At 44.0% G+C, this 12,451-nt stretch carries 13 protein-coding genes; 8 read left to right on the top strand and 5 right to left on the bottom strand.

The features are described from left to right. Positions 1-151: 151 nt before the first annotated feature. Together AACU25_RS04050 and AACU25_RS04045 are read left to right on the top strand one after the other, a co-directional pair. Positions 152-448: a DUF3288 family protein gene (locus AACU25_RS04050; protein ID WP_096574020.1), complete on the top strand. Its 297-nt coding sequence runs from the start codon at positions 152-154 to the stop codon at positions 446-448. Positions 449-734: 286 nt separating this feature from the next. Then, on the top strand, positions 735-2,462 hold the full coding sequence (locus tag AACU25_RS04045) for a S8 family peptidase (RefSeq protein WP_096574019.1): 1,728 nt from the start codon (positions 735-737) through the stop codon (positions 2,460-2,462). Positions 2,463-2,781: 319 nt separating this feature from the next. On the opposite strand, the gene AACU25_RS04040 is transcribed toward AACU25_RS04045, so the two are convergent. Beyond that, positions 2,782-3,525 (bottom strand): 3-oxoacyl-ACP reductase family protein, encoded by a 744-nt coding sequence (locus AACU25_RS04040; RefSeq protein ID WP_096574018.1) that lies wholly within the window; start codon positions 3,523-3,525, stop codon positions 2,782-2,784. Between the two features lie 433 nt (positions 3,526-3,958). On the opposite strand from AACU25_RS04040, the gene AACU25_RS04035 reads away from it, so the two are divergent. The 3 genes from AACU25_RS04035 to AACU25_RS04025 all read left to right on the top strand — a co-directional run bounded on the left by AACU25_RS04035 (position 3,959) and on the right by AACU25_RS04025 (position 6,510). Then, positions 3,959-4,978, top strand: a complete 1,020-nt coding sequence (locus tag AACU25_RS04035) for an ABC transporter ATP-binding protein (RefSeq protein ID WP_096574017.1) — start codon at positions 3,959-3,961, stop codon at positions 4,976-4,978. Between the two features lie 202 nt (positions 4,979-5,180). Beyond that, a complete protein-coding gene (locus AACU25_RS04030; protein ID WP_096574016.1) occupies positions 5,181-6,068 on the top strand; it encodes an ABC transporter permease in 888 nt (295 codons plus the stop codon). A gap of 43 nt (positions 6,069-6,111) precedes the next feature. Continuing rightward, positions 6,112-6,510 (top strand): hypothetical protein, encoded by a 399-nt coding sequence (locus AACU25_RS04025; RefSeq protein WP_096574015.1) that lies wholly within the window; start codon positions 6,112-6,114, stop codon positions 6,508-6,510. A gap of 96 nt (positions 6,511-6,606) precedes the next feature. Here the strand turns inward: AACU25_RS04025 and AACU25_RS04020 are convergent, their stop codons facing one another. Continuing rightward, a complete protein-coding gene (locus AACU25_RS04020) occupies positions 6,607-7,044 on the bottom strand; it encodes a peroxiredoxin (protein WP_096574014.1) in 438 nt (145 codons plus the stop codon). Positions 7,045-7,279: 235 nt separating this feature from the next. Between AACU25_RS04020 and AACU25_RS04015 the strand changes: the two genes are divergently transcribed. The 3 genes from AACU25_RS04015 (at position 7,280) to AACU25_RS04005 (ending at position 9,679) form a co-directional block, all read left to right on the top strand. Continuing rightward, on the top strand, positions 7,280-7,684 hold the full coding sequence (locus AACU25_RS04015; RefSeq protein WP_096574013.1) for an Npun_F0494 family protein: 405 nt from the start codon (positions 7,280-7,282) through the stop codon (positions 7,682-7,684). 264 nt (positions 7,685-7,948) lie between these two features. After that, a complete protein-coding gene (gene cobQ / locus AACU25_RS04010) occupies positions 7,949-9,424 on the top strand; it encodes a cobyric acid synthase CobQ (protein WP_096574012.1) in 1,476 nt (491 codons plus the stop codon). 15 nt (positions 9,425-9,439) lie between these two features. Further along, complete coding sequence (locus AACU25_RS04005) at positions 9,440-9,679, top strand: 2Fe-2S iron-sulfur cluster-binding protein (protein WP_045870038.1); 240 nt, start codon at positions 9,440-9,442, stop codon at positions 9,677-9,679. A 206-nt stretch (positions 9,680-9,885) separates the two neighbouring features. Here AACU25_RS04005 and AACU25_RS04000 read toward each other — a convergent pair whose 3' ends face one another. From AACU25_RS04000 to zds, 3 genes are read right to left on the bottom strand one after another with little or no spacing between them, the layout of a single operon-like run. Then, complete coding sequence (locus AACU25_RS04000; RefSeq protein ID WP_321206856.1) at positions 9,886-10,017, bottom strand: hypothetical protein; 132 nt, start codon at positions 10,015-10,017, stop codon at positions 9,886-9,888. Positions 10,018-10,049: 32 nt separating this feature from the next. Then, the gene (locus AACU25_RS03995; protein WP_096574011.1) at positions 10,050-10,493 is read right to left on the bottom strand and encodes an SRPBCC family protein; all 444 of its coding nucleotides are present in this window, start codon (positions 10,491-10,493) and stop codon (positions 10,050-10,052) included. A gap of 37 nt (positions 10,494-10,530) precedes the next feature. Beyond that, a complete protein-coding gene (zds, locus tag AACU25_RS03990; RefSeq protein WP_096574010.1) occupies positions 10,531-11,970 on the bottom strand; it encodes a 9,9'-di-cis-zeta-carotene desaturase in 1,440 nt (479 codons plus the stop codon). Positions 11,971-12,451 lie beyond the last annotated feature (481 nt).

Here is a 12,451-nt window from a genome sequence, read left to right as displayed (position 1 = left end):
GTGTGGTAGCCGTCAGTAAGAATAGTGAGTTTCGTCAGCTTTCCAGTATTAGTAACAAATTTGACATAGTTTGCTGATTTTTCAGTGGTCTTTGATGTACCTTTGCTCTTAGATAGACTTAAAACGCAGGAATCAGAACATAGGATTTACCATGACTGAAGCATCTAGCGGTAAAGACCAACAGCATCCCCTACAAAACCGCGATCGCCCCACTATTGATATTTTACTTGCTCAAGAGGCGACAGACTATAATTTAGCAGAACTGGCTCGATTGTGGATACGGTATCAAGGCTTTCCCGGTGCTAGAGACATTCAGCAAGGCTTAAATAAAGTCTTACAGCGCTGGGGTTTGACCGAAGCTGAATTATTTGCTAAGACTCGCCAACTTCATGATGTCGGCGGAATTTATAAAAGTCGCGGTAAGAAAGAAGAGCAAGATTGGAATTAGGGAATGGGGCATTGGGCATTGGGCATCGGTAATTGGTAATTGGTAATTGGTAATTGGTAATTGGTAATTGGTAATTGGTAATTGGTAATTGGTAATTGGTAATTAGTGTTTGTCATTAATTATTTCTCCTCCTCTGCTCCTTGCCCCCTGCCCCGTTGCTTTTCCCAGTCCCCAGTCCCCAATCCCCAGTCCCCAATCCCCAGTCCCAACAGTATGTGCTAAAACAACTGAGACTACTAAAACCAATACATGAATTTTAGGAAAACACATAGACGTGGAGAAAAAAATGAGACACGAAAAACTCTCTCCGGGGCTACTGTTGGCTTATCAAGATTATGAAAATGAAGGAGAGCAAGCTTTAACTACACACAAGCGATCGCTTGGTATCATTGCTCATAAAAGTTCTGTTAAGCCTACTAAGAGTATCGTTTTTCTCTACTGCGAACCTGATGCAGACTTGAGCCATTTAGAACAATATGGCATTCGTGTTAATCAGAGTTCTGGCAGTGTGCGAACGGCGTTTTTACCTCTACAGGCTTTAGATCCTTTATCAGAGGAGGAAGTCATTCAGCGCATCAAACCTTCACGCAAACTACATCTGCGGATGGATGTGGCAGCAGGGAAGGTAAAATTGCCAGAGTTTAAAAACAAAACGGGATTGACTGGCAAGGGGGTATTGATTGGGATTGTCGATAGTGGCATTGATCCCAAACATCCTGCCTTTGCTGGGCGGATTTTACGCATTTGGGATCAAACACTCCCAGGGCCAGGAGTTAAAGAAGGTGACTATGGGGCTGAATTTACAGGCGAACAAATCACCGTTTCTCAAGATACTGATGGTCATGGTACCCATGTTGCTGGCATTGCGGCTGGTGCAGATGAAAATTTTTCAGGTGTCGCACCAGAAGCAGAATTAGTCATTGTGAAATCAGACTTACAAGATGCCCATATTGCCGATGCTGTTCGCTACGTTTTCCGTGTAGCCAGTGATTTGAAACGCCCAGTAGTGTTAAATCTCAGCTTAGGTGGACACGCTGATTCCCATGATGGTAGTGATTCCCTATCTCGCATCATCGATGCTGAAACTGGCCCTGGCAAAATTGTTTGTTGTGCGGCGGGTAATGAAGGAAACGACAACATTCACGGTCAAACCAAGATAGGTGCTAAGAAGTCAGCCAGTATGCGCTTTAATGTGCCTTTAAATCAAGTAGGCATAGTCTGGTTAAACGGTTGGTATGATGGCGACACAGAGTTAGAGATATCTTTACGAAGTCCTAACGGTTTCGTTACCCCGTACCAAAAAATCATTAAAGACGGTAATCCCACCCAAGATTATCAATTACCAGATTCGCGGGTGCAAATCGTCACCCCAGCCCCAGATAAAGGCAATGGTGACCATAACTTCTTTGTGCAAATTCGCGGTAATGGCCCTTCTGCAGTCATGGGTGGTATTTGGCAGTTGCGGTTACGTAACACCACTGATAGCGACACTCGTCTTGATGTGTGGGCTGTTGACGATCATTCCTCAGTATTTTTTACAGGTAAAAGTGTTAAAGATGCTGTAAAAATAGGCTCTCCAGGAGCAGCTAGCAGTGCGATTACAGTTGCTGCCTATACTACAAAAGTGCAGTACACAGATATTGACAATCAGCTGCGAGACATGGGCTTAGAATTAGATACCATGTCTGAGTTCAGCAGTGAAGGGCCATTACGGAATGATGCTCAGAAGCCGGATATAGCGGCACCAGGAGCAATGATTGTTTCCACCCTGTCTGCAAATGCTAGTCTTGATCGCTCTATGATGCTCAATTCTAAATTTGTGGTGATGGCTGGTACCAGTATGGCAACACCATTTGTCACTGGCTTAGTCGCCTTACTCTTACAACGTGACCCTAAACTTGACCCAGTAACAGTAAAAGATTTACTACGTAAAAATAGTTCTATCCCTGGTAAACCCCCAGGAACATTTGATAGTAAATGGGGTTTTGGTGTAATTAATGCCGCAAATTTATAGTTGAATCATTCTTTTTTTCTAGAGTGGCAAAGTTAGCTAGAGCAAAAACTCAAACCTAGTAAATTCGTTATTGTTGAAAATTTTGGTTTACTTATTTACGCCTATTTCAACCATTACAAACTTACTCTAGTTTATTTTGCCGTTCTAGCTAATTTTCTAAAATCAAGCAACAGAGATAAGCCCAGGATATATCCAGCTTGCTGAATTACAAATTACGAATTACGTTTAATGAGAATTAAATGTTGAAACCCTTATGGCATAAGAGGCGTTTCTAATTCACATTAGGCGTGAATTGGTATTAGGCATCCACCTACGGCAGTTATGCGCTAAACCCTCCATCAATCATCAGGTTTGCGCCGGTGATGTAACCGGACTCAGGGCCTGCCAGATAAGCAACCAGCCCTGCAACCTCGTCAACCGTGCCGTAGCGGGCTACCGCTATCTGCTTTTTGAGTATCTCGGCAAACTCACCCTCCGAGGGATTCATATCCGTAGCGATCGGCCCCGGCTGCACATTGTTGATCGTAATTCCGCGGGGGCCAAGGTCACGAGACAGTCCTTGCACAAGCCCTTGCAGAGCAGATTTACTCATGGCATAAACACCGCCACCAGCAAATGGCATACGTTCGGCGTTGGTGCTGCCGATGTTGATGATGCGTCCGCCCTCTTTCATGTGCTTGACTGCGGCTTGCGTCGCCACAAACACGGCACGCACGTTAATGGCAAAGGTTCGATCAAAGTCCGCAAGCGTGAAATCGTCGATTGGGCCGATCGCCAGTACGCCTGCATTATTGACAAGAATATCAATGCTGCCCAATTTGTTCACAGTGTCTTCAACAGCTGCGACTACCTCCCTGGCATCGGCACTGTCGGCGTGGATGGCAAGAGCCTGGACACCTAATGCTTGCACTGCCTGGACGATTTCGTTAGCCCGGTCGGGTGAACTGGTATAAGTGAAAGCAACATCAGCACCTTCACTTGCTAAACGCTTGACGATCGCTGCCCCAATGCCGCGACTGCCTCCAGTAATGAGTGCGCGCTTATTCTTGAGTATGTGGTTCATATTAGATACCGTGCAATGAGAAATTAGATAATTCAGTGTGTATTTTTAATGAAAGAAAACTGCTCTAAATTAGAGGCAAGCAAGTAAAAAATAACGGATGATGGTGGTTAAAATACTCGAAACAATTCATATAACCTTTTCTGGTTCCTGAATGTTCTTGAAAACCAGTGACATCCAAAAAGTATTTTTTTTACTGACAGGCTGACTGGAAAGTGCTGAGTTCTGAGTTGGAGAGACGCTATTAATAGCGTCTGTACAAAATTAATAATCCCATTGAGACTGCTCCCTCTCCTATCCCTAGCGATAGAATATTTTTTTAGTTAGAAGTCCCTAAAATGAGGGAGCTGTATCAACGCGATCGCTTCACCTCCCACTACTCCACTACAATATAGATAGACTTTGTTGAGATTTGTATCGTTGGGGATTAGCTGTCATGGCTCCCGCTGTTTTAATTCAAAATCTGCAAAAGCGCTATGGCACGGTGGAAGCCGTCAAAGATGTCTCTTTTCAGGTAGAACCTGGAGAAATCTTTGGCTTACTCGGCCCCAATGGCGCTGGTAAAACAACTACTCTGCGTGCTTTGTGTACCCTCACTACGCCGGATGCTGGCAAAATCGAAGTATCTGGAGTTTCGGTGTTGGGTAACCCCAGAGTAGCCAGACAAAAGTTAGGTTATGTGGCTCAAGAAGTCGCTTTAGATAAGGTACTAACTGGTAAAGAACTGCTGCAACTGCAAGCGGCGCTTTATCACCTCCCTAGCGCGGTAGGGAAACAGCGAATTGAGACAGTATTAGATTTACTCAATTTGCAAGAATACGCTGATAAAAAAACCGGAACTTATTCAGGCGGTTTACGCAAGCGCCTGGATTTAGCGGCTGGATTACTCCATGCACCAGATGTTTTGGTGTTGGATGAACCAACGGTGGGACTTGATATCGAAAGCCGCTTTATTGTTTGGGAATTCTTGCGGAAGTTACGCGCCTCTGGAACCACTGTAGTAATTACCAGCCATTATTTAGAAGAAATTGACGCGCTAGCCGATCGCGTGGCGATTATTGATCGCGGCGTTGTCATTGCATCTGGCACACCTTCACAATTAAAAGACCAAGTAGGAGGCGATCGCATTACTTTGCGAATTCGCGAATTCTCCCCCATTGAAGAAGCCGAAAAAGCTAAACACCTCCTGCAAGCTTTGCCCTTGGTGCAGGAAGTAATTATCAACAGCGCCCAAGGTAATTCTCTTAATTTGGTAGTCACACCCCAAAATGACGCGCTGATTACCATTCAACAAGCCTTAAATACAGCTGGCTTACCCATTTTCGGCATCGCCCAATCTCGCCCCAGCCTAGATGACGTTTACCTCGCCGCCACCGGACGCACCCTCATGGATGCAGAACTCGCAGCCTCAGCCAATCGCGATCCGAAAGCCGAGAAGAAGCAGAATATGAGGTAGGGACTGGGGACTAGGGACTGGGGACTGGGGATAAGGGAGCAGAGGAAGCAGAGGAGGCAGAGGAGGCAGGGGAGAAATAATTAATGACAAACATCAAACCCCCAATTACCAATTACCAATTACCCATTACCGATGCCCAATGCCCAATGCCCAATGCCCCATACCCAAATCTAAAATCTAAAATCCAAAATCCAAAATTGTTATGAGTGTTACTCCAAAATCTGATATCAATTGGCAACCAGCAACATCGCCGCAAGGATATGTTGATGCTACTCCTAATTTTTTTGGTGAATTAGTACAGGAGACTTTAGCTTTAACTCGTCGCTTGTTTATTCAGTTGCAACGCCGTCCTTCAACTTTGGTGGCGGGAATTATTCAGCCTGTAATGTGGCTGGTGCTGTTTGGTGCTTTGTTCCAAAATGCTCCTAAAGGACTTTTTGGTAGTACGACAAATTACGGTCAATTCTTGGCTGCTGGCGTAATTGTTTTTACAGCATTTGCTGGAGCTTTAAATGCTGGTTTGCCTGTGATGTTTGACCGCGAGTTTGGTTTTTTAAATCGCTTACTGGTAGCGCCTTTAGCTTCACGGTTCTCGATTGTCTTTGCTTCGGCAATTTTTATTATCAGCCAAAGTTTACTGCAAGCGGCGGTAATTGTGGGAGCAGCAGCATTTTTAGGCGCAGGGTTACCAGATATAGCTGGGCTAGGTGCGATCGCTTTAATTGTCTTCCTTTTGGCTTTGGGTGTCACAGCCATTTCTCTGGGTTTGGCTTTTGCTCTCCCTGGACACATTGAACTCATTGCCGTAATTTTCGTCACTAACCTACCGCTATTGTTTGCCAGTACAGCTTTAGCACCTTTATCTTTTATGCCCCAGTGGTTACAGGTGGTGGCTACCCTGAACCCCCTCAGCTACGCCATTGAACCAATCCGCTATCTCTATCTCCACAGCAATTGGGGATTAGGTAGTGTTGTAATGCAGGCTCCTTGGGGTGCTGTTACCTTTGGCGAAGCCTTATTAATATTACTGGGCTTTGCTGTTGTAGCTTTATTAAGTATTCAACCCCAACTTCGACGAACTCTTGCTTAAGATATAAGCATAATTTCATTGCAAAATTTAGGGTAAGATTCCTATGAAAAAAATATTCCTACCCCTGACTAAACTCGCTGCGATTACCGTAGCAGGAATTAGCTTTGCCTCTTTACTGGCTCAACCTAGCTTGGCTCAATTAGGTACAGTTGATTCTGGTAATAGTGGTGATCTCAATCAAAATAATGCCAATCCCTTCCCTGGTGCTGGTAGTTCAGATTTTAATATGTTCAACCTGATTCACCAGGCAAATTTTGGCGCTCTTAACTGGAATGCAGATCAGCAAAATCAGCAACTAGACGAAGCTACCCTGGAGTTTAAAAAAAGACAACAACAAGCCATTCAAAATCAGGGTCAACTAGGAACTGCTCCCCAAAGTTCACCGCTGATTATACTCCCACAAAATCCTGCTCCAGGGCAGACAGCACCAGCAAAAAACTAAAGGATTACCAAAAATCGATTATCTATATAATTAGGGGCACAGCGTAGAAAAACTTCGTTGTGCCCCTATAATTTAGTTGATTTTAAATGGGAAATTCTATAGCCCTAGAGCAGCTAAAACATCACTGGCGTGAGTAGCTGTATTCACTGTGGCATCAACATGGGTAATTTTGCCACTGGGGTCGATGACGTAGGTAACACGTTTAGCGTAGCCACCACCATCAACATCGTATGCTTTGATTAGGCTGTGATCGGTGTCAGCCAATAAAGGAAAATTCAGATTATATTTTGCTGTGAATGCCTGATGGGAAGCTTCATCATCTGCACTCACACCCAGTACGACAATATCTTTACCTTGATAATTGGATTGAGCATCCCGGAAGCTACAAGCTTGTTTTGTGCAACCTGGGGTGTCATCTTTGGGGTAAAAATATAAAACTACTGTCTTACCTGCAAAATCAGATAAAGACACAGTGTTGCCGTTAGTATCTTTGGCAGTAAATTTAGGCGCATCGGTACCGACTGCTAGAGCCATAATGAACCCTTCTTATTTCAGATTGTTGGGGCATTTGAAATTTTACAATAATTTACAATAATTAAATTAATTACCTCAAGGAATAAAATTCCCCAGATTCAAATGACCAATAGTTCATTGATGGTACAAGCCCCCCGCTTCGCTGTGTAATCAATCCAAAATCCAAAATCCTCAAACCCCCGTTCGCTATGCTGTGTAATCAATCCAAAATCCAAAATCCAAAATCTAAAATTGTATGACTGCTGTTAATTCTTCAAACCCCAAAGCTTTTTCCTATTCTCAAAGCACTATAGAACGTGCGGAGCGATCGCTAATTTGTTCTCCCTTCAGCCCTGCTTTATTAGAGGCTATGCGTCAGCGGAGTGTCTCAGTGAGTGCGATCGCACAAGACAACGGTATCAAGTATGGCTACACCAAACAGCCGTTATCAGAGTTAGCTTGCGATCAAGCTTTAGACTGGCTAATTCAAGTTGGTGTATTGCGGCGCGAAGTTGATGGCCAAGGAATTACCGATAGTTTCCGCCTCACACCCCTAGGTCAAAAATTAGCAGAACAATACCAAAATAAAAATTGGCCTCAGCCTTCATGGAGCGATCGCATTCAAAACGCTGTGACTCGTTGGTTTCGACTACCTTTTTAGAATTTGAAACTAATAAGGTTAGGATGAGGGAGAAAAAGGGAACAATATATACGCAAGCATCGACCCCATTTATAAAATCTTTATCATCAGCATGAGACTGAGTTTGTGCGGTGATGGTAGAAACTACAACAAAAATGTGGGAAATCTAGAGGCACAATCATTCCTCTAACTACTTCCTAGCTTGTTACCTGTTGACGAGCGGATTACCAGCTTACCGTTCAACCCTAAAATTCCGCCCCTTATGTCGAACAACCGATAGTCATTATGAAATCAATTATGGTGGTGGGGACAACATCCCACGCGGGGAAATCACTAATAACTACAGCTATTTGTCGCATTTTATCGCGCCGTGGCTGGCGAGTGGCTCCCTTTAAAGGTCAAAATATGGCTTTAAATTCGTATGTAACCTCTAGCGGGGGAGAAATTGGCTACGCTCAAGCAGTGCAAGCTTGGGCGGCGGGAGTTGTACCTTGGGTAGAAATGAACCCCATTTTACTGAAGCCCCAAGGAGATATGACTTCGCAAGTCATTCTTAAAGGTAGGCCTGTAGGTAAGGTGAGTGCGGTAGATTACTACGAGCAATATTTTGAACTGGGTTGGCGGACAATTGAAGAATCCCTACAACATTTAGGTACAGAATTTGACTTGTTGGTTTGTGAAGGCGCTGGTAGTCCTGCGGAGATTAACCTCAAGCATCGCGACTTGACAAATATGCGAGTTGCTAAGTATTTAAATGCACCAACCATATTGGTAGTAGATATAGATAGAGGTGGTGCATTTGCCCATGTTATAGGCACTTTAGAGTTATTAGACCAAGACGAACGCGATTTAATCAAGGGTATCGTAATTAACAAGTTCCGTGGACAGCGCTCCATCTTAGAACCAGGTATAAAATGGTTAGAAGCGCGGACTGGTATCCCTGTGATTGGTGTTATCCCCTACTTGGAACATATGTTCCCAGCAGAAGACTCCCTAGATTTATTGGAGAGGAAAGCCCATAAATCCCAAGCTGACTTAGATATTGCTGTTCTGCGTTTACCCAGAATTTCTAACTTTACCGACTTCGATCCTTTAGAATCAGAACCAACAGTATCAGTAAGATATCTCAATCCCAAGCAAGAATTGGGTCATCCAGATGCAGTAATTCTACCAGGTACCAAAACTACAATTCCTGACTTACTACTGTTACAAAAAAGCGGCATGGCAGAAGCCATACAACATTATGCGGCTTCTGGTGGTACAGTTTTAGGGATTTGCGGCGGCTATCAAATGCTGGGTCAAATCATCGCTGATCCAGAGGGTATAGAAGGACAAGCTGGCAGATATCAAGGGTTGAATTTACTACCCATCAGAACTGTAATTACCGGACAGAAAATTGCCCGCCAGCGCCAAGTCAGCTCTAATTTCCCGCAAATGGGCTTACCAGTTTATGGGTTTGAAATTCATCAAGGGCGATCGCGTATTGAACAGCAACCAGATAGCCAAGCCTACCAGCCTCTATTTGATGATATTAATTTAGGCTTAGTAGATAGTTGTCAATCAGTTTGGGGTACATATCTTCATGGTATCTTTGACAACGGCCCTTGGAGAAGAGCTTGGTTAAACCGCCTCCGTCAACAACGGGGTCTCAAATCTCTGCCTACTGGTGTTTCTAACTACCGAGAACAGCGAGAGCAAACTTTAGACTCCCTAGCCACTGAAATTGAAAACCATTTAGACTTAACGCCGTTTTTGTCTTAGAGAGGTTGGTATTTGATGAATGTTCGCGTCCACTTTTTACCAGATGATGTCACAGTAGAAGCTGAAGTGGGAGAACCCCTGTTAGATGTAGCAGAACGGGCGGGGATATTTATCCCTACTGGCTGTCTCATGGGGACTTGTCACGCTTGCACTGTGGAATTAGAAGATGGCGAAACCATCCGCGCTTGTATCACAGCCGTACCCCCAGGACGCGAACAATTAACCATTAATCTCTTTAGTGATCCAACTTGGTGATCAGACAGCTATCACTAAGCTGATAATATGATTGCTTTCAAATATTTTGATGAGGGCGGTATTTTGCGGTGGAACAAGTCAATGGATAGCTAATGCTACACTACATTTTTTTCCCAAATAATCCCCTCATTACACCAGTGAATCAGTAGCCATCGATTAGAATCTTTATCCAATGCTGGTAAGACTCGAAAGTTGAATACTTCTTGTCAACCTTCCACCCCATGCTGGCTAATAAAATCTGCTTCTAAATCTTTAAATTTCTGCCACTGACGATCGCCTATAGCAGTAAATACAGGAATGATTGTATTTACTGGAATTTCAGTAGCTAATGACTTCATTCTGGGTAATCCTCGAAAATACAAATAATTGTTTACCCAGCTTTCGCATTCAAAGCATATTCTCTAAACCGTTCCAAATCCGCTTGAATTGTAGACTCCACCGCCCGTCCTAAAAATAGGTTATCCATGATTTTGCCAATGATTCCGGGAATGGCATAGGAAACAGTGAGTTTCACAATACTGCTATCGTGGCGATCGTAAAAACGAATCGCCCCTTGATTTGGCAAGCCATCAATCGATTTCCATTGAATAATCTGATTGGGTATAACTTTGAGAATCTGAGATTTCCAAGTAAAATCCAGACCGCCAGTACTTAGTTTCCAAATAGATATCTCTGGATTATCGGGTGGAACTGTCACCGAATCAATCCACTTCATCCATTTGGGCATTTGTTCTAAATCAGACCAGAGACTCCAGACAAAATCTATAGGAGCCTCTACTTCTACCTGTACACTATGCTCTAGCCAGTCTGACATTTTTTCCTCTGCGCCTTTTGTTGCTGAGTGCGGTTCTTTATTGCTTCACATTTTCTAAAATTACTTTTGCTGCCCGCCTTCCGGAAATTGTGGCTCCTTCCATACTATCGATATAATCTTGCTGAGTGTAACTACCTGCCAAGAAGAAATTCGGCACAGGTGTCTTTTGGTTAGGACGATAGACATCCATACCTGGTGCTTCGCGGTAGAGAGACTGGGCTAGTTTGACTACGTTATACCAAGTCATATTTAACTCCCGCGATGAGGGGAAGAGTTCATGCACTTGCCCAAGGACGTGCTGGGCGATCGCTTCGTTGCTTTGTTTAATAAATGGATCTCCTGGTGTCAGTACTAATTGCAATAATGAACCCTGTCCTGGGCGATAATAATCCGCAGGGCTGCTCAGTGCTAAATCAGAAAAGCAAGAAAAGTCAGCATCCGCCGTGTAAAGCAAATTGTCGATGCCAGCTGCATGGTTTAGCTGTTTGCGTTTTTCCTCGTCTTGCAGTTCTGTTACCCAGCCATCAAATCTCAACTGTACTGTTGCGACAGGCACAGCATCTAGTTTGTAGATATTGTCAAATTCTGACCACTTGCGCCACTGCTGCGGTAATATCCGCTGAATCCCTGGCACATCACAGGCGAAGACATAGGCATCAGCAGTAATTACTTCCTCTGTATCACCTTGGGCAACCACTATCCCAGTCACACGGGTTTCTTTGTCTGATTCTGCAAACTGAATTTCCCGTACTTGACGACGGGTATGGACTTGCGTACCTCTAGCTGCCAAATATTCCAAAATTGGTTTGTGCAAATATTCATGAGGCGAACCTTCCAGCATCCGCAATATAGAAGCCTCTGTTCTCACCGCGAAAAACTGAAAGATTGTCAGCATACAGCGGGCGGAAATGTTTTCGCAATCAATAAATCCTAAGGCGTAAGCGATGGGGTTCCACATCCGCTTAATGCTACCTTGGCTACCACCATGACTGCGAAACCAGTCAGCAAAGCTGATTTTATCCAAATCGCGGATAGTTTGCATTGCTCCGTCAAAGTCCACTAAACCCCGAACTATGGGGCTAGTGCCTAGAGCGATCGCATTTTGCAATTTATCTTGTAATGATAGTTGAGAGGTGGTGAAAAATGCTTTTAAACCATTAAAAGGCGCACCTGTAAAGAATCGAAAATCTAAAGCACCAGTACGCCCACCTTTGTTGATAAAAGTATGGGTATGTTCTTTCAGGCGTAAATTGTCTATCGCCCCTACCTTTTTCATCAAGTCAAAAAGCTGATAGTAGCAGCCGAAAAACACGTGCAACCCCATTTCAATATGGTTGCCATCGCCATCTACCCAACTGCCAACTTTACCGCCAACAAATGGACGGGATTCAAAAATTTGGATTTCACAGCCAGCATCAGCTAAATCTACGGCAGTGGCTAGTCCTGCCAGTCCCGCACCTACGATTGCAACGCGCATTCCGTCGTTCCTTTTCAGTTTCTTTACAGATTGTAACTGTCTTGGTGTCGTAATTTGCTATTTATTGAAAGCGACGACAAACCCCATCCCCTTGTGGGCGCAGAAGGATAGTTGCGCCGGCGCTTTGGGGTTATGCTGGGACAAGGCAACCTTTCCCATGCCCTATGCCCCATGCCCACCTTGTGGATAGAGTTTTTGATGTACAGCTGATTACCAGATATGAAAACATGAGACTCTGCGTCAACAGAGTCTCATGAACAAGAGACTAGAGGATAGGTAATAAGGGACTTCCAGCAGGACAATAACCGTGTTTTCTTCCCCAACGGGGTAGGCTATATCACCAACGGATGTATATAGGAAGAATTCCTTCATCGCCTATGCTGGGAAATTTGGATAATTGAATTTTTGGAATTCCTCAAATTGAAAGTTAAGAAATTTTAGTTGAGCTTCATATTCCCACATATTTGATCATGCTACTTGG

Source organism: Tolypothrix tenuis PCC 7101 (genome assembly GCF_963874875.1).
Taxonomy (GTDB): Bacteria; Cyanobacteriota; Cyanobacteriia; order Cyanobacteriales; family Nostocaceae; genus Aulosira; species Aulosira tenue.
Note: the sequence above shows the minus strand (reverse complement) of the source record. Positions and strands in the feature narration are given on the sequence as shown.